This window comes from Paracoccus sp. R12_2, from assembly GCF_017744015.1.
Taxonomy (GTDB): Bacteria; Pseudomonadota; Alphaproteobacteria; order Rhodobacterales; family Rhodobacteraceae; genus Paracoccus.
Window position 1 is genome coordinate 286,524 of sequence record NZ_JAGHRA010000001.1, and the last position, 17,586, is coordinate 304,109.

18 protein-coding genes are annotated in these 17,586 nt (G+C 64.7%); 7 read left to right on the forward strand and 11 right to left on the reverse strand.

The window, feature by feature from the left end; translation table 11 throughout:
* Nucleotides 1-15: 15 nt before the first annotated feature.
* Genes lysA through argH form a run of 3 tightly spaced genes read right to left on the reverse strand, consistent with a single transcriptional unit; the run spans nt 16 to nt 2,834 of the window.
* The gene (gene lysA / locus J7359_RS01390) at nt 16-1,281 is read right to left on the reverse strand and encodes a diaminopimelate decarboxylase (protein WP_209054727.1); all 1,266 of its coding nucleotides are present in this window, start codon (nt 1,279-1,281) and stop codon (nt 16-18) included.
* Entirely contained in the window at nt 1,282-1,431 is a 150-nt protein-coding gene (locus tag J7359_RS01395) for a hypothetical protein (protein WP_209055007.1), read from the reverse strand. It abuts the gene before it with no gap.
* Entirely contained in the window at nt 1,428-2,834 is a 1,407-nt protein-coding gene (argH, locus tag J7359_RS01400; protein WP_209054728.1) for an argininosuccinate lyase, read from the reverse strand. Before argH ends, J7359_RS01395 begins: the two co-directional genes overlap by 4 nt.
* 23 nt (nt 2,835-2,857) lie before the next feature.
* On the opposite strand from argH, the gene J7359_RS01405 reads away from it, so the two are divergent.
* On the forward strand, nt 2,858-3,406 hold the full coding sequence (locus tag J7359_RS01405; protein ID WP_209054729.1) for a TlpA disulfide reductase family protein: 549 nt from the start codon (nt 2,858-2,860) through the stop codon (nt 3,404-3,406).
* Here the strand turns inward: J7359_RS01405 and J7359_RS01410 are convergent.
* Nucleotides 3,381-3,956 (reverse strand): DNA-3-methyladenine glycosylase I, encoded by a 576-nt coding sequence (locus J7359_RS01410; RefSeq protein ID WP_209054730.1) that lies wholly within the window; start codon nt 3,954-3,956, stop codon nt 3,381-3,383. The genes J7359_RS01405 and J7359_RS01410 overlap by 26 nt on opposite strands.
* Nucleotides 3,957-4,043: 87 nt before the next feature.
* Here J7359_RS01410 and J7359_RS01415 point away from each other — a divergent pair, with 87 nt between their 5' ends.
* The 3 genes from J7359_RS01415 (at nt 4,044) to J7359_RS01425 (ending at nt 7,091) form a co-directional block, all read left to right on the forward strand.
* A complete protein-coding gene (locus J7359_RS01415; protein WP_209054731.1) occupies nt 4,044-4,871 on the forward strand; it encodes an EAL domain-containing protein in 828 nt (275 codons plus the stop codon).
* 234 nt (nt 4,872-5,105) lie between these two features.
* Nucleotides 5,106-6,278, forward strand: coding sequence for an acetyl-CoA C-acetyltransferase (locus tag J7359_RS01420; RefSeq protein ID WP_209054732.1), 1,173 nt, complete (start codon nt 5,106-5,108; stop codon nt 6,276-6,278).
* A 90-nt stretch (nt 6,279-6,368) separates the two neighbouring features.
* The gene (locus tag J7359_RS01425) at nt 6,369-7,091 is read left to right on the forward strand and encodes a beta-ketoacyl-ACP reductase (RefSeq protein WP_209054733.1); all 723 of its coding nucleotides are present in this window, start codon (nt 6,369-6,371) and stop codon (nt 7,089-7,091) included.
* A 75-nt stretch (nt 7,092-7,166) separates the two neighbouring features.
* Here J7359_RS01425 and J7359_RS01430 read toward each other — a convergent pair whose 3' ends face one another.
* Genes J7359_RS01430 through J7359_RS01440 form a run of 3 tightly spaced genes read right to left on the reverse strand, consistent with a single transcriptional unit; the run spans nt 7,167 to nt 8,351 of the window.
* Nucleotides 7,167-7,331, reverse strand: coding sequence for a YdcH family protein (locus tag J7359_RS01430; RefSeq protein ID WP_209054986.1), 165 nt, complete (start codon nt 7,329-7,331; stop codon nt 7,167-7,169).
* A 59-nt stretch (nt 7,332-7,390) separates the two neighbouring features.
* Entirely contained in the window at nt 7,391-8,149 is a 759-nt protein-coding gene (locus tag J7359_RS01435) for a methyltransferase (protein ID WP_209054734.1), read from the reverse strand.
* Complete coding sequence (locus J7359_RS01440) at nt 8,142-8,351, reverse strand: DUF2007 domain-containing protein (protein ID WP_209054735.1); 210 nt, start codon at nt 8,349-8,351, stop codon at nt 8,142-8,144. Before J7359_RS01440 ends, J7359_RS01435 begins: the two co-directional genes overlap by 8 nt.
* Before the next feature lie 76 nt (nt 8,352-8,427).
* Between J7359_RS01440 and J7359_RS01445 the strand changes: the two genes are divergently transcribed.
* The gene (locus J7359_RS01445) at nt 8,428-9,429 is read left to right on the forward strand and encodes a polyprenyl synthetase family protein (RefSeq protein ID WP_209054736.1); all 1,002 of its coding nucleotides are present in this window, start codon (nt 8,428-8,430) and stop codon (nt 9,427-9,429) included.
* Between the two features lie 107 nt (nt 9,430-9,536).
* Here the strand turns inward: J7359_RS01445 and J7359_RS01450 are convergent, their stop codons facing one another.
* The gene (locus J7359_RS01450; protein ID WP_209054737.1) at nt 9,537-10,874 is read right to left on the reverse strand and encodes an ammonium transporter; all 1,338 of its coding nucleotides are present in this window, start codon (nt 10,872-10,874) and stop codon (nt 9,537-9,539) included.
* A 421-nt stretch (nt 10,875-11,295) separates the two neighbouring features.
* Between J7359_RS01450 and J7359_RS01455 the strand changes: the two genes are divergently transcribed.
* Nucleotides 11,296-13,605 carry a transglycosylase domain-containing protein gene (locus tag J7359_RS01455; protein WP_209054738.1) on the forward strand — a complete coding sequence of 770 codons (2,310 nt, stop codon included), beginning with the start codon at nt 11,296-11,298 and terminating at the stop codon, nt 13,603-13,605.
* 66 nt (nt 13,606-13,671) lie between these two features.
* Here the strand turns inward: J7359_RS01455 and J7359_RS01460 are convergent, their stop codons facing one another.
* From J7359_RS01460 to J7359_RS01470, 3 genes are read right to left on the reverse strand one after another with little or no spacing between them, the layout of a single operon-like run.
* Entirely contained in the window at nt 13,672-14,127 is a 456-nt protein-coding gene (locus tag J7359_RS01460) for a YtoQ family protein (protein ID WP_209054739.1), read from the reverse strand.
* Between the two features lie 44 nt (nt 14,128-14,171).
* Nucleotides 14,172-14,774, reverse strand: a complete 603-nt coding sequence (locus tag J7359_RS01465; RefSeq protein WP_209054740.1) for an ABC transporter substrate-binding protein — start codon at nt 14,772-14,774, stop codon at nt 14,172-14,174.
* Entirely contained in the window at nt 14,764-15,486 is a 723-nt protein-coding gene (locus J7359_RS01470; RefSeq protein ID WP_247740100.1) for a VacJ family lipoprotein, read from the reverse strand. The genes J7359_RS01465 and J7359_RS01470 overlap by 11 nt, the downstream gene beginning before the upstream one ends.
* A 249-nt stretch (nt 15,487-15,735) precedes the next feature.
* Between J7359_RS01470 and J7359_RS01475 the strand changes: the two genes are divergently transcribed.
* A complete protein-coding gene (locus tag J7359_RS01475; RefSeq protein ID WP_209054742.1) occupies nt 15,736-17,487 on the forward strand; it encodes a type I secretion system permease/ATPase in 1,752 nt (583 codons plus the stop codon).
* Nucleotides 17,488-17,586 lie beyond the last annotated feature (99 nt).

The window sequence follows — 17,586 nt, forward strand, 5'->3', positions numbered from 1 at the left end:
GATCCTTGCGTCCTGTCAAAGCCATTCCGGGATGGTATCCCGGGACAGCATTTCCTCAAATGTCGGTCGCGCCCGGATGACGGCGAAGTGATCGTCCTTGACCAGCACCTCGGGCACCAGCGGGCGCGAATTGTATTCGGACGCCATCACCGCGCCATAGGCGCCGGCTGACCGGAACGCCACAAGATCACCGGCGGACAGGGCGGGAAGCTGCGTCCCCTTCTGGAACGTATCACCCGATTCGCAGACCGGCCCCACGACATCGAAGGGCCGCACCTCGGCGCCCGGCGCGGATTCGGACACCGGGACGATGTCGTGATGCGCACCGTACATGGCCGGGCGCAGCAGGTCGTTCATCGCGGCATCGACGATCAGGAAATCGCGACCCTCACCCTCTTTCAGATAGATCACCTGAGCCAGCAGGATGCCCGCATTGCCGACGATATTGCGACCCGGCTCGATCTCGATCTCGCATCCCAGATCGCCGACCGTGTCGCGGATCACCTGACCATATTCAAGCGGCAGAGGCGGGGCGTTGTTGTCACGGCGATAGGGGATGCCCAGACCGCCGCCCAGATCCAGACGGGTGATGTCATGGCCATCAGCCCGCAGCGCGCGGGTCAGATCGGCCACCTTGGCATAGGCCATGCGATAGGGGTCCAGATCGGTCAGCTGGCTGCCGATATGGACATCGACGCCGACGACGCGCAGCCCCGGCAGCGCCGCGGCCTCGGCATAGACAGCCCGGGACTTGGCGATGGGGATGCCGAACTTGTTGTCGGACTTGCCCGTGGCGATCTTTTCGTGCGTCTTGGCATCCACGTCCGGATTCACGCGGATCGCCACCGGCACCTCGACGCCCATGGACACCGCCAGCGCGGACAGTGCCCGCATCTCGGGTTCGCTTTCGATGTTGAACTGCCGGATGCCGCCTTCGATGGCCTGACGCATCTCGGGGATGGTCTTGCCGACGCCGGAAAACACGATCCGGTCGCCCGGCACGCCCGCCGCCCTGGCGCGGGCGTATTCGCCGCCCGAAACGACGTCCATCCCGGCGCCCATGTCCCCCATCAGCTTCAGGACGGCGAGGTTCGAATTGGCCTTGACCGCAAAGCAGACCAGATGCGGGGTCCAGTCCAGCGCCCGTCGGAACAGGTCGAAATGCCTGGTCAGCGTCGCAGTCGAATAGACATAGACCGGGGTGCCGACCTCTGCCGCGATCCGCGACAGGGCCACATCCTCGGCGTGCAATTCGCCATCGTGATAGTTGAAATGATCCACTTACAGCTCCGAGACGACACCCACGGTGGCGTGCCCCGAGATTGACACGCCGGATTTCGGCGGCGTCTTGGGCGCGGTTGGCCGTTCCGGCGGTCCATCGACACCGCAGGCCGACAGGGCCAGCACCGCAATCAGGGTCAGTCGCATCATGCCAGTTTCTCCTTCCAGCGTGAAATCTGTGCGCGCACCTGATCGGGCGCGGTGCCACCATAGCTTTGCCGGGACGCGACCGAGTTGTGGACGCCCAGAACGGAATAGACAGACTGGTTGATGGCGGGATTGACCGATTGCATCTCGGCCAGCGACAGCTCGTCGAGGTCGCATCCTTTCCCCTCGGCCAGCGCGACCAGCGAACCGGTGGCGTGATGCGCCTCGCGGAAGGGCAGCCCCGCCTCGCGCACCAGCCAGTCGGCCAGGTCCGTCGCGGTCGAGAACCCTGCCGAGGCCGCAGCCTCCATCCGGCCCTTGTTCGCCGTCAGATCCGCCAGCATCCCGGCCATCGCCGCCAGGGCAAGCAGCACGTTGTCGGCGGCATCGAAGACCTGTTCCTTGTCTTCCTGCATGTCCTTGGAATAGGCCAAGGGCAGCCCCTTCATGACCGTGAACAGCGCGACGGTGGCGCCAAGGATGCGCCCGATCTTGGCGCGGATCAATTCGGCCGCGTCAGGGTTACGCTTCTGCGGCATGATCGATGATCCGGTGGACCACTTGTCCGACATCGACACGAACCGGAACTGCGCCGAGGACCAGATCACCAGCTCTTCCGACAGGCGCGACAGGTGGACCGCGCAGATCGACGCCGCAGACAGGAATTCCAGCGCGAAATCACGATCGCTGACGGCATCCAGACTGTTGGCCATCGGGCGGTCGAAAGCCAGCGCCTTCGCCGTCGCCTCGCGGTCGATCGGATAGCCCGTTCCCGCCAGCGCGGCCGCACCCAGTGGCGATTCGTTCATCCGGGCACGCGCATCGCGGAATCGCCCAAGGTCGCGGCCGAACATCTCGACATAGGCCATCATGTGATGGCCCCAGGTGACCGGCTGCGCGGTCTGCAGATGGGTAAAGCCCGGCATCACCCAATCCGCGCCGGCCTCTGCTTGCGTCAGCGCCGCGCGGATCACGGCCTCAAGCCCCGAAATCGCCGCGTCGCACTGATCGCGCACCCACAGCCGGAAGTCGGTCGCCACCTGATCGTTGCGCGACCGGCCGGTATGCAGTCGTCCCGCCGGTTCGCCGATGATGTCCTTCAGCCGCGCCTCGACATTCATGTGGATGTCTTCCAGCGCCGCGCTGAACGGAAAATCGCCCGCCTCGATCTCTGACAAGACCGTGAGAAGCCCTTCCCCGATCGCGTTTGCATCGCTATCGCTGATGATGCCTTGTGCAGCCAGCATGGCGGCATGGGCCCGGCTGCCCCGGATATCCTGGGCGTAAAGCCGCCGGTCGAAGCCGATCGAGGCATTGATGGCCTCCATGATCGCGTCGGGCCCGGCGGCGAAGCGCCCGCCCCACATGCTGTTGGCGGCGTCCTTGGTCGGGGGCCGGTCGGTCATTAGGTTCGTCCTTCGGAGGTCACATGCTGCGTTCTGTCCTGCTTTATACGGCGCTGGTTATCGGTGCAAACACCGCCTTTTCGGGCGAGGTGGACTGGCAGGCCGCACATGACGCCGGTCTGGCCAAGCTGGTCCCGTCAGAAGACGCGCCCGCCATTTCCCAGACCGAATTCACCGACCCGGATGGCGGCACCCACACGCTGTCCGACTGGCAGGGCAAGGTCGCGCTGGTGAATTTCTGGGCGACCTGGTGCGCGCCCTGCCGCGAGGAAATGCCGTCGCTTGACGCGCTACAATCCGAGCTGGGCGGCGATGATTTTCAGGTCGTGACCATCGCCACCGGCCGCAACGCACCCGCCAAGATCGACGAATTCTTCGAAGAGACGGGGGTAAAGAACCTGCCGGTTCTGCTGGACCCGAAACAGCGGCTTGCGCGCAGCATGGGGGTGGTGGGCCTGCCCGTCAGCGTGCTGATCGACCGCGACGGCAAAGAAGTTGCACGGCTTCTGGGCGACGCCGACTGGTCAAGCGACGCCGCCAAACAGGTCATCCGTCAGCTGACTGCCGACTGACCTGGGCGTGGCACGGACAATCGGTCATGTGATCGTTGACCATGCCCGTCGCCTGCATGAACGCATAGACGATCACCGGGCCGCAGAAATTGAAGCCACGCTTCTTCAAGGCCTTCGACATCGCGGTTGATTCGGGTGTCGCCGCGGGCACTTCGGCCATGCTGGAAAAACGGTTCTGGATCGGCTGGCCGCCGACAAAGGACCACAGCCACGGGGAAAAGCCTTCCCTTTCCTCGATGTCCAGGAACAGCTGCGCACCCTTGACGGTTGCCGCGATCTTGCCCCGATGCCGGATGATTCCCGGGTTCTGCAGGGCGCGCTGGATCCTGGCCTCGTCCCAGGTCGCAACCCGCTCGGGGTCGAACCCGTCGAATTCCTGGCGGAAATTGTCGCGCTTGCGCAGGATCGTGATCCAGCTGAGACCCGCCTGGAACCCGTCCAGCACCAGCTTTTCCCACAGGGCGCGGGGGTCGTATTCCGGCACCCCCCATTCCTCGTCGTGATAGGCGACGTATAGCGGATCGGTTCCGCACCAGCTGCATCGCGTCATCTGCCGTTAACCTCGAGTCCAGAATTTCCTGCGCATTTACGCGAAATTAGGGGATCATGCGCAAAGTGCAACAAGACCCTACCTTGGATGAGGCCCGATGTGAGCAACGGCACACCCCCCAAAGGCTCGCCGCTGGACTATGCCATCGACCAGCAAAGCCGGATCACCCTGCCCGCCGTGCGCGCGGCGGTGGAAAAGGGCAATGGCGTCCTGGCCTTTCAACCCATCGTGCAGGCGCAGCGCACCGAACGCGCCGCGTTCTATGAAGGGCTGATCCGGATCATCGACGATTCGGGCCGGATCGTGCCGCTGAAGGATTTCATGCCGGTGGCCGAAACCACCGAACTTGGCCGCCAGATCGACTGCCTGTCGCTGTCGCTGGGATTGCAGGCCCTGACGGAAGACCCGTCGCTGCGGCTGTCGATCAACATGTCCGCACGTTCGATCGGCTATCCCGACTGGATCCGCACGCTGCGCGACAGCATCACCGACGATCCGCATGTCGGCGAAAGGCTGATCCTCGAAATCACCGAAAGCTCGGCGATGGGCATGCCCGACCAGGTGCGCAACTTCATGGCCGAAGTGCAGCGGCTGGGAATTTCGCTGGCGCTGGACGATTTCGGGGCGGGATATACATCATTTCGGTATCTGCGCGATTTCTGTTTCGACATGATCAAGATCGACGGCCAGTTCATCCGCGAAATCGCCGAACATCCCGACAATCAGGTCCTGACCCGCGCGCTGATGTCGATTGCCCATCACTTCGACATGTTCACCGTCGCGGAGTCGGTCGAGACCGCAGACGATGCCAGTTTCCTGATCGAAAACGGGATCGACTGCCTTCAGGGCTTCTATTTCGGCGCCCCGACCATCGCCCCGCCCTGGAAGTCGCCCCCCTCGGTCGCACGCCGCTGACCGACCTCGCGACGTGGCTCGCGCAGCGCCGCTCAGACAAGGCGGCGCCCGACCCGGCAAGCCGGGACAGCATGCAGGCGGGCAGTAAAGGCCACCCCTGTGCCGCGGCCCGGGTGGGCGCAAAGCCCCGCCGCGAGCCGCATCATCGGTCGTGATCGGCTTGACGCGACGGCACGAACCCGCATCCTGACATCGATTCGCCGAAGTATCGGCGTCGATGGTAAGGAGCTCGCCATGACCAAAGCCGTAATCGTTTCCGCCGCCCGCACCCCGGTCGGCAGTTTTCTTGGATCGTTTGCCAATGTGCCCGCCCATGACCTTGGCGCCGCGGTGCTGAAAGAGGTGGTTGCCCGCGCAGGCGTCGATCCGGCCGAAATCAGCGAGACCATCCTGGGCCAGGTGCTGACCGGCGCCCAGGGCCAGAACCCTGCCCGGCAGGCCCATATCAATGCCGGATTGCCGCAGGAATCCGCCGCCTGGCTGATCAACCAGGTCTGCGGGTCGGGGTTGCGCGCCGTCGCGCTGGCCGCGCAACAGGTCGTTCTGGGCGATGCAAAGATCGTGCTGGCCGGAGGTCAGGAAAGCATGTCCCTGGCACCGCACGCCGCCTATCTTCGCGCCGGCCAGAAGATGGGCGACATGAAGATGATCGACACGATGATCCGTGACGGTTTGTGGGACGCCTTCAACAATTACCACATGGGCCAGACGGCCGAGAACGTAGCAGAGAAATGGTCGATCAGCCGCGACCAGCAGGACGAATTCGCGGTCGCCAGCCAGAACAAGGCCGAGGCGGCGCAAAAGGAAGGCCGCTTTGACGATGAAATCGTCGCCTACACGGTCAAGACCCGCAAGGGCGACACCGTCGTGGACAAGGACGAATATGTTCGCCACGGCGCGACACTGGACGCGATGCAGAAGCTGAAACCGGCCTTTGCCAAGGAAGGCTCGGTCACTGCCGCCAACGCCTCGGGGCTGAATGACGGCGCGGCGGCCGTGATGGTCATGACCGAAGAAGAGGCGTCGCGCCGCGGACTGACGCCGCTGGCCCGCATCGCGTCCTATGCGACCGCCGGCCTGGACCCGGCGATCATGGGCACCGGCCCGATTCCCGCCAGCCGCAAGGCACTGGAAAAGGCCGGCTGGAGCGTCGGTGACCTGGATCTGGTCGAGGCGAACGAGGCTTTTGCCGCACAGGCCTGCGCGGTGAACAAGGACATGGGCTGGGACCCGTCCATCGTGAACGTGAATGGCGGCGCCATTGCCATCGGCCATCCGATCGGTGCCTCGGGCTGCCGCGTCCTGAACACGCTTCTGTTCGAAATGAAGCGCCGTGACGCCAAGAAGGGCCTGGCCACGCTGTGCATCGGCGGCGGCATGGGCGTCGCGCTGTGCGTCGAACGCTGAACCATCCACATGGGCGCGCAATGATCTTGCGCGCCCAGCATCTGATCGGTAACAAGATTGCCTGAATACCATTTCCGGAAGGGGGGAAACATGTCGAAGGTTGCATTGGTCACCGGAGGTTCGCGCGGAATCGGCGCGGCGATATCCAAGGCGCTGAAAGACGCGGGCTATACCGTTGCCGCGAACTATGCCGGCAATGACGAAGCCGCGAAGGCCTTCACCGACGAAACCGGCATCAAGACCTACAAGTGGTCGGTCGCCGATTACGACGCCTGCGCTGCCGGCATCAAGCAGGTCGAGGATGAACTTGGCCCGATCGCGGTCCTGGTCAACAATGCCGGGATCACCCGCGATGCGCCGTTCCACAAGATGACGCCGCAGCAGTGGAAGGAAGTCATCGACACCAACCTGACCGGCATCTTCAACATGACCCATCCGCTGTGGCCGGGTCTGCGCGACCGCAAGTTCGGCCGCATCATCAACATCAGCTCGATCAACGGCCAGAAGGGGCAGTTCGCGCAGGCCAACTATTCGGCCGCCAAGGCGGGCGATCTGGGCTTTACCAAGGCCCTGGCGCAGGAAGGCGCGCGCAACAACATCACCGTCAACGCGATCTGCCCCGGCTATATCGCGACCGAAATGGTGATGGCAGTGCCCGAGAAGGTGCGCGAATCCATCATCGCGCAGATCCCCGTCGGGCGCCTGGGCGAACCCGAGGAAATCGCCCGCGCCGTGGTGTTCCTGGCGTCGGATGACGCGGGGTTCGTGACCGGATCCACCATCAGCGCGAATGGCGGGCAGTATTTCGCCTGATCCCGAGGCCTGAGACAAAGACGGCCCGCGCGGATCGCGCGGGCCTTTCTTGCAAACAATTCACCGTTCAACGGATCAGTGGGACAGCCGGGTGATTTCTTCCTTGATGCGAAGCTTCTCGCGCTTCATCGCAGAAATTTCCAGATCGCTTGCTCCCGGACTTTTTTGCGCCTTTTCAACGGCTTCCGAAAGAGCATTGTGCTTCCTGCGCAGCTCCTCGACATGGGAAGTAACCGACATCGCGTCCTCCTCTGTGGTTGTGTCGAACAAGGCAATTGCAGCACAGCTTTTCGATTCTGTCACGAGACTTTCGTAAACAGCGCCGTGATCGGCTCACCCCGGCGAAGCACCGCTTGCGCGGCATGTGTCAGATCCTCGGCGTCGGTATCGTGCCGCACCGCACCGTGCATCACGAAGGGCGCCAGCAGCCGCAGCGGTGCCCGCCCACCCTTGCGCGCGGTCAGCAGAACGCGACCGGCCTCTCGCCCCTCGCGTGCGGCCACCGGAAGGACGATGATCGCCCCGGCACGACCGGACAACGCGCAGATGACCGAATCCAGTCGGTCGGCGCGCTGGATCAGCGTCAGAGTGCCGCCGGGCAACAGCCGCCGCAGTCCGGCATCGATCCAGCCTTCAAGGGGAGTGTATTCCTGCCGCGCGATCGCGCGGCCCGGATCGAGGGCGGCGGTGCCCCCCTGAAAAAAGGGCGGGTTGGCGATCACATGATCGAAGCTTGCATCGCGCACACCCGAGGGCGGCGACGCCAGATCGCCGGTCACGACGCTCAAGGGGATGTTGTTGGTTGCGGCATTGTGCCGCGCCAGATCGGCATAGTCCGGCTGGATCTCGATCCCCGTCAGGCGCAGATCCGGCACCCGCCACCCCAGGCACAGGCTGGCCACGCCCGCGCCGCAGCCCAGTTCCAGAACGGCCTGTCCGGCCCGCGCCGGGCAAGCCGCGGCAAGCATCACCGCATCCGCGCCCGCGCGATAGCCGCGCGTCGGCTGTGCGATGCGCAATCGCCCGTCCAGAAAGCCGTCTTCCCGGGTCTCAGTCATCCAGTCCCGCGTCGCGCAGAATGGCGCGCGCCATGAATTCGTCGCGATCCGCGACCATCACCCGGCGCGGCAGGATCCCGATGGAACCCTCGAGGACGCTCATGTGCTGGTCCATCTCGAATGCGGGAATCCCTTCGCCGTCCAGCAGGTCAAGGACGCGCGAGATGCGGACGGGGTCGGTGCTGCGCAAAAGCTCTTTCATGATGAAACAGGTAAGGGGCGGTTGCGAATTTGTCGATGGCATGGCAATGCGTTGGCCTGCATAACGGGGTGTGGGCATGGGTGTGCAAGAAGACGTCCAGAAACCGCTGGATCGGTTGTCAGAGGCTTTGGCGGCCGAAATGGAGGCCGTGAACGCACTGATCCGCGCACGCATGGCCAGCCGCCACGCCCCCCGCATCCCCGAAGTCACGGCCCATCTGGTAGAAGCCGGGGGCAAACGGCTGCGCCCGATGCTGACCTTGGCGGCGGCCAGACTGGCCGGGTATGACGGCCCCTATCACGTTCATTTGGCGGCGACGGTCGAATTCATCCATACCGCCACGCTGCTGCATGACGACGTGGTGGACGAAAGTCGCCAGCGCCGCGGACGGCCGACGGCGAACCTGCTGTGGGACAACAAATCCTCGGTTCTGGTCGGCGACTACCTGTTTGCACGCAGTTTCCAGCTGATGGTCGAGCCGGGCAATATGCGCACGCTGGAAATCCTTGCGAATGCCAGCGCGACGATTGCCGAAGGCGAGGTGCTGCAACTGACCGCCGCGCAAGATCTGCGGACCGACGAGGGCGTGTATCTGCAGGTGATCCGCGGCAAGACCGCCGCGCTGTTCTCGGCCGCGACCGAGGTCGGCGGCGTGATCGCAGGCGCGCCCGAGGCGCAGGTTCAGGCGCTGCATGATTACGGTGACGCGCTGGGGATCGCGTTCCAGATCGTGGACGACCTTCTGGACTATGGCGGCGCGACGCAGACCATCGGCAAGAATGTCGGCGACGATTTCCGCGAACGAAAACTGACCCTGCCGGTGATCAAGGCGGTGGCGCTGGCCGACGCGGATGAACGCGCCTTCTGGGTCCGGACCATCGAGAAGGGCGATCAGCGCGAGGGCGATCTTGAACACGCCCTGCAACTGCTGGCGCGCCATGGCGCGATGCAGGCGGCGCGGGAAGACGCTCTGGATTGGGCCGCACGCGCAAGGGATGCATTGACGCCGCTGCCCGACCATCCGATCCGCGACATGCTGTCCGATCTGGCCGATTTCGTCGTCAGCCGCGTCGCCTGACCAGCACCGCCCGCACAGATCCTGCCGGTTTCGATCTTGCCGCCTTCGACACCGAAAGGGCGGACCGCTTGCGCGGCCCGCCCTCTCTCCGGGAAGAGACCCTGTGTTTATTTTGCCTGGACGAAGTCGGGATAGGCTTCCATCCCCATCTCCGTGATATCCAGCCCGGTGATCTCGGCCTCGCGGTCCACGCGAATGCCCATCGTCGCCTTCAGGATCAACCAGATCACCAGGCTGACGACAAAGGTGAAGGCCCCGATTGCGACCACGCCGATGATCTGGGTCACGAAGCTGGTGTCCGGGTTGGTGGCAGGGACGATGATGGTGCCCCAGACGCCCGCCACAAGGTGGACCGGGATCGCACCGACGACATCGTCGATCTTGAACTTGTCCAGCATCGGCACCACGAACACCGCGATCGCACCGCCCACACCGCCGATCAGCAAGGCCGCGAAGATCGAGGGCGTCAGGGGTTCGGCGGTGATCGACACCAGACCGGCCAGCGCCCCGTTCAGCACCATCGTCAGGTCGATCTTGCCATACAGCAGTTGCGTGGTGATGACCGCGGCAATTGCACCGGCCGAGGCGGCCATGTTCGTGTTCACGAAGATCCGGCTGACATCGGCCGCGTCATTGACCGACCCGATGGCCAATTGCGAGGCACCGTTGAAACCGAACCAGCCCAGCCACAGGATGAATGTCCCAAGCGTCGCAAGGGCAAGGTTCGAACCCGGCATCGGCTGCAGCCTGCCGTCCGGGCGATACTTGCCGTAACGCGCGCCCAGCACGATTGCCCCCGCCAGCGCCGCGAAGCCGCCCGTGGCATGAACCAGCGTCGACCCGGCGAAATCCGAGAAGCCCATCTCGGACAGGAAGCCTCCGCCCCACTGCCAGCTGGCTTCGATCGGATAGATGACCCCGGTCAGGACGACGGTGAAGATCATGAACGGCCACAGCTTCACGCGCTCGGCCAGGGTGCCCGAGACGATCGAGGCGGTGGTCGCACAGAACATCAGCTGGAAGAAGAAGTCCGATCCGGCGGAGTAGCCGTCATCCGCCACACCCGTGCCGACCGCATCGATGCCCTTGGGACTGAAGATTTCGCCGATGATGCCCGGAACGGTCCAGTCGGACGGATACATCAGGTTATAGCCGATGACCCAGTACATGATGCCCGCGATCGCGAACAGAGAGACGTTCTTGAACAGCTGCGTGGTGACGTTTTTCGACCGGACCAGCCCCGCCTCAAGCATGGCAAAGCCTGCGGCCATCCACATCACCAGGAAGCCGCCGATCAGGAACAGCAGCGTGTTGAAGATATAGGCCACATCGGCGCTGACGGCCGGGGCGGCGGCGGGGTCGGGGGTGGCGGCGGCATCCTGCGCGATGGCGGGCAGCGCAGTCAGCACAAGGGCCGCGACCAGTCCGGGGATCATCTTTTTCATCAGTCGTCACCTGTCTTCTGGTGGAGCGACCGCCAGGAGGGCCGCTTACTCTGGCTTTGATCCCCAGTTAGACCCCATCTGCACAAGAGATGGGCGGCACGCCGCATCGCAGAAACAGAATCTGCCCGAAAAACAGTCAGAATGTCGTGGAACTGCACGATGTGGCGGCATGTCGCGGGCGCACGGGCACAGCCTTTGGCAGAACCAACGGCCCGTCATGCATCATCAAGGCGTATCAGGCATGTCTCCACGCGAATCCCGGAAGGGCGTGCCCACCGCCGCCGCATCGCCGCAGCGGGCAGTATTGTTTCGCCGAAATCACGGATTGGTCAGGTCAATTCCCTCACCCCGATTATTGCTGTATGCTGACGCGCAATTTGGCCGTAACAACCGGCCCGGCAGAGACGCAGGCACCCTACGCATGAAACGACCCACCGGCACCCCGAAACGCACGGGACGCAGTCCCGTTGCCGACAAGCGCGGTTTATCGAAGCCTTCCGACGGCAAGAAAACCGGCGTCAAAAGGCACAGCACGCGCCCCAAGCGGCGCGGGAATGCCGTGGTGCGCGCGATCACGGGCACGGTCAGCCTGATCTGGCGGATCATCTGGGGGTCGGTCTGGCGGCTGACCATGGTGGTGCTGCTGATCATCGGCGCTGCATCGGCCTATTACTACACCGGCTTGCCCGAGCCAGAGGATTTGTTCGACGCGCGCGCACGCGGCAGCGTCACCATGCTGGACCACGAGGACCGGGTCTTTGCCTGGCGCGGCGAGACATTCGGCACCGTCACCAGCGACAAGATCGCCCCGGTGCTGCGTCAGGCCGTGGTCGCGACCGAGGACCGGCGCTTCTTCAGCCATCTGGGCGTCAGCCCGCGCGGCATCGCCGGCGCGATCAGGATCAACCTTGCCGAGGGTCGCGGCCCGCTGGAAGGCAATGGCGGTTCGACCATCACCCAGCAGGTCGCCAAGCTTCTGTGCCTTGGCGAGACCTTCGATCCGATCCGCTGGAAGAACGAGGCCGAATTCGAGGCCGACTGCCGCGTCGGCAGCCTGTGGCGCAAGGTCAAGGAAGTGCCGTTCGCGCTGGCGCTGGAAGCCAAGTATTCCAAGGACGACATTCTCAACATCTACATGAACCGGTCCTATCTGGGTGCCGGGGCGCGCGGTTTCGAGGCCGCCAGCCAGCGTTATTTCAACAAGCCGGCAACGGATGTGACCCCGGCCGAAGCCGCGATGCTGGCCGGTCTGCTGAAGGCGCCCAGCTATTTCGCGCCGACCGCAAACCTGCAACGCAGCCAGGACCGTGCCAGCGTGATCCTGGGGCTGATGCACGAACAGGACTATCTGGATGATACACAGTTCGCCGAAGCCAAGGCGAACCCCGCCGTGCTGTCGAAGGCCGCGTCGGAGCGCGCGGGCGGATATTTCGCGGATTGGGTGATGGAAACCGGCCCGGGCTTCCTGACCAGCGAGACGACCGAAGACGTGACCGTCAAGACCACCTTCGACCAGCGTATCCAGCGGGCAGCGGAACGGGCGGTCAAGCGGATCTTCGACGAGAAGGTGAAGGAAGGCAGCAAGGCGCAGGTCGCCGTCGTGGTCATGTCGGCCGACGGCGCCGTGCGCGCCATGATCGGCGGACGCGACACGACGGTGAACGGTGCGTTCAACCGCGCGATCCAGGCCAAGCGGCAGACCGGCTCCAGCTTCAAGCCGTTCGTCTATGCGGCCTCGCTGGAGGCCGGGCATTCGCCGTCCGACATCGTGCAGGACGGGCCGCTGACCATCAGGATGTCGGGGGGTCGGACGTGGTCGCCGCAGAACTACACCCGCCGTTTCTATGGCCCGGTCACGCTGACCGACGCGCTGAAACGGTCGCTGAACACGGCGACCATCAGGGTGCAGGAATCCGTGGGCCGTGACGCCGTGCGTCGTGTCGCGCATGATTTCGGGATCGTCAGCAACCTGACCAGCAGCCCCTCGCTTGGGCTTGGCGCGTCGGAAGCGACGTTGCTGGAACTGACCGGCGCCTATGCGGGGATCCGCAACGGCGGCACGTCGGTCGCGCCCTATGGTCTGGTCGAGCTGAACATCAAGGGCGACGATCAGCCGTTGATGGGACAGATGGGCGGCATGGGTGCGCGGGTCATCAGCCAGCGCGCCGCCGGACAGCTGATCTACATGATGCAGCAGGTGATCGGATCGGGCACCGGCACCCGCGCGCAACTGGGCGACCGGCCCGCGGCGGGCAAGACCGGCACGACCAGCAGCTATCGCGACGCGTGGTTCGTGGGCTTTACCGAACAATATGTGACCGGTGTCTGGATGGGATATGACGACAACACGCCGCTCAAGGGTGTCACGGGCGGCGGTCTGCCGGCCGAGATCTGGCAGGCCGTGATGAGCGAGATCCACGACGGTCTGCCGGTCCTGCCCCTGTCCACCGTCTCGCCCGACGGCAGCGGCATCATCATGTCGCAGGGTCAGGGCACGCCGAAGGTGGTTACGTCGGGGTCCGCCGATGATCCTCTGGCCGCAGCGCTTGCAGGTGTGATGAACGGTGCCGACAGCCAGCGCCGCGCGGCACAGAATGGCGGCGGACGTGTCATTACCGCCCCGACCGAGGTCGGCGGCAGCGGCGCGCCGCAGACATCCGGTTCCAGCAGCAGCGCCAGTTCGGACGACGCGCTAAGCCGCGCGCTGAACGGTATTCTGGGCGGGAACTGACGGCGCCAAGGCGTCTTGGCCGCGCATGGATGATGTCATCCGGCGCGGCCCGATGCTTCTTCTAGATCACCCCGGCAGCGTGCCGCGCTCGACATAGGTCAGGATCTGCACCACCTGCTGGGGTGTCTCGGCAACCGCCAGCGCGGCTGCATCGACCTCTTTCAGGGCGTGCTGATGTTCGGGGCCGTGCAGCACGATGATGGATTTGCCAAGCGCGGCGGCCATACCTGCATCGAACGCCGCATTCCATTGCTTGTAGCGGTCACCGAAGCGGACGACGACGATATCGGCATCGGCGATGCCTTTGCGGGTGCGGATCGCGTTCAGCCTTGCGCCCTTGTTGTCATGCCAGAACTTGTCCGGTTCGCCCCCCAGGATTCTGACCCCGCAATCATCCGAGGCATCATGATCGGTCACAGGGGCCGAAAAGCGCATGTCCAGCCCCGCCGCTTCGCAGCCCTGGATGATGTCGTCGCGCCAGCCGGTGTGGATCTCGCCCGAAAGATAGATCGATATCGTCATTGGTATCTCCGTCCTTGTGTCGCCATGCAACCGGGCGGCGTCTTCTAGCCGGCCTGTTGCAGATCCTTCGTCAGGGTCGCGACATCGCCGCGCCGCGCCGCCAGCATGGCCGCGATCTCGGCGCGTTCGCTGGCCAGCATGTTCACGCCCTCGATGATGATGTTGAAGAACAGGTCGCGCCCGGACTTGTCGGACACATGCCATTCGACCTCCATCGGCGCGCGCCCGTTCAGATAGGCGACCGAGGTGACCGCATAGAAGCTTTTCAGGGGCCGTGCGCCCGTCACCTCGATCCGCGATCCGACGAATTCCCGGAAACGCTTGCCGTATTTCCGGCCGATATACCCTTGGAACGCCTGCCGGTAGGCGGCGAACTGCCCGGCGCTGATCTGCCGCGCGGGCGGTCCCAGCGCCGATCGCGCAATGATGTCCACATCCGCATATCGCGTGAAGATCGTTTCGAACTGCTGATACATCCGGGCCGGCTGCTGGCCCGAATTGATGACCGCATAAACCTCGCCCAGTGCGGTGTCGATCAGCGCGCGCGCCTGTGCGGCGTCCAGCGCCATGGCGGGTCGCCCGCCCAGAAAGGCCCCGCCCGCCACACCGGCAAGCAGCGCCAGGACATGGCGGCGATCACTGTTCATAGGGGTCGATTGCGGCAGCGTCGGCATATGGGTCGGCGTATGGGTCAATGTCACTGGATTCCTCTCCCAGATCGTGGCGGCGGTGCATCAGATAGATGAGCCGCGTTTGAGCATAGCTGTCGGCACTGTCACGAAGGACGCTGTCCACGGTATCACCGAACCGCGCCCGATCCCCGGCTTTCGCACCGGCCCGCAGGCCGAACGCCAGCGCGCGCTGCCGGTCCGTCTGCAGGATCGACCACATCGGGTCGATCGCCAGATCGACCACCTTGCCCACCGCGTCGCGCTGGGTCGATGGGCCAAGCACCGGCAACTCGACATAGGCGCCTTCGGCCACGCCCCAGACGGCCAGCGTCTCGCCGAAATCGGTGTCCTCCTCGGGCAGGCCGAAATCGCTGCCGGCCGGATCGAACATGCCGCCGATCCCCAGCGTGGAATTGACCGCGAATCTGAAGAAATTCCGTGTCGCCGGACCGGGGCGGCCCTGCAGCAGACTGTTCACGACCTTGCCCGGCAGCGACAGGTTCGACCCCATGTTGATGACCAGATCCAGCGGGCCCGGCTGGCCCTTATCGGATGCCGCGTCGTCGCCTCCGGTCGAGGCCAGCCGCGACACCGGCCCGATCAGCCTCGCGTCCACCGCCTTGTTGAAGTTGTGGATCTGCCGGTTCTGCGCTTCGTAAGGGTCATTGACGCGGATGCCGTCCTGCATCACAGGTTTCGATGCGCATCCCGCGAGGGCGGCGATCAGAAAAGCTGCGGGAATGGCCATGCGGCGGAGACTGGGACGCAAAGGATTTCCTAATCTTCTGGGCGTAAAGGCAAACCATGCCTTACAGGTGCTGACAGATCGCTTCCGACCGGGGATAATGGGCCGGGCGGTCGGCGGCAAGTCCGGCGAACAGGACGGCGGCAGGGCTGAACACAAAGTGACGGGATACGGGATGAGGACGGCACAGCGATGAGCAAGGCGCCATTTTCCGAAAGTGGCAGCCGCGAGCTGCGCAGCGCGCGCGCCGCGGGGCTGCCGCTGTTCACGGCGGTCGCGGTATTTTCAGCCGTGGTCAACCTGCTGATGCTGACCGGACCGCTGTTCATGCTGCAGGTCTATGACAGGGTTCTGGGATCGCGATCACAGGAAACGCTGGTGGCGCTGTTCATCCTTGTGATGTTCCTGTTTCTTCTGATGGGCGTGGTCGATCTGGCCCGAAACCGCGTGACCCAGCGAATCGCCGCGCGATTCCAGGACCGGATGGAGGGGCGGGTCTTCACCGCGGCCCTGCGCGAAGGTGCGATCACCGGTGACGAATCCGCCGCAACCGCCAGCGGCATGCGCGATCTGGACGCGGTGCAGCGGTTTACCGGATCGCCGGTGATGCTGGCCATGTTCGACCTGCCCTGGGCGCCGCTGTTTCTTGCTGCGGTCTACATGTTTCATCCGCTTCTGGGCGTGGTGGCCACGATCGGCGGGCTGATCCTTGTGGTGTCGACCATCATGAACCGCTGGATGACGCGCCGCCCGCTGCAAAGTTCTGCGGCGGCCGCGACACAGGCGCAGCGCATGGCGGATCTGTATCGTGACGAGGGCGAGGTCATCGGCGCGCTGGGAATGCGTGGCGCGACCTTCGCCCGCTGGCGCAAGGCGCGCGCCGAGGCACAGGAAAACGCGGTGCGCGGCGCAGATGTCTCGTCCGGCTTCACCGTCTTTTCTCGCAGCTTCCGGCTGTTTCTGCAAAGCGCGATGCTGGCCGCCGGCGCCTATCTTGTGCTGCGTCAGGAAATCACGCCGGGCGCGATGATCGCCAGTTCCATCATGATGGGCCGGGCGCTGGCGCCGGTCGAACAGCTTGTCGGCGGTTGGGCTGTCGTTCAGGCCGCGCAGGATGGTTGGGAGCGGCTGACGCGCCTGTTGTCGCGCCAGCCAGCCGAGAAACCCCGGACACCGCTGCCGCGTCCCGAGGCGCGACTGGATGTCCGCCAGCTTTCCGTCGCCCCACCGGGTCAGGGCGTCGCCACCCTGCGCGGTGTCAGCTTTTCCGTCGCGCCGGGACAGGCGATGGGCGTGATCGGCCCCTCCGGGGCTGGCAAGACGACACTTGCGCGGGCGCTGATCGGGGCGTGGCCGGTTGGTGCGGGATCGATCCGCCTTGGCGGCGCGACGCTGGATCAGTTCGATCCCGACGTGATGGGTGCGCTGATCGGATATCTGCCGCAACAGGTGACCCTGTTCGACGGAACCATCGCGGAAAACATCGCCCGCCTGACGCCGAACCCCGATCCCGATCGCGTGGTGCGCGCCGCACGCGCCGCCGCCGCGCATCAGATGATCCTTGATCTGCCGCAGGGCTATGACACGCGGATCAGCCAGACATCGGGCCGGCTGTCGGGGGGGCAGATCCAGCGGATCGGCCTTGCACGGGCGCTGTATCCCGACCCGGTGATGCTGGTGCTGGACGAACCGAACTCGAATCTCGACAATCAGGGGTCCGAGGCGTTGAATGCCGCGATCCGCCGCGTGAAGGCGCAGAACGGGGTCGTGATCATCATGGCTCACCGGCCCGCCGCGATCAACGAATGCGAGTTGCTGCTGGTGATGGAACAGGGCGTTCGCCGCGCATTCGGCCCACGCGATCAGGTCTTGCAGGAAATGGTTCAGAATTCGGCGCAGATCAGGAAGGCGCAGGAAACCGGCCGCAGCGGAGGCGTGACATGAGCGATGATGACCGCAAGGACGGCACCTCCGATGACGGGAAGCGTCTTGCCGATCCCGCAGGAACAACGCCCACCGAACGGCCATTGCGGCTGAGCGATG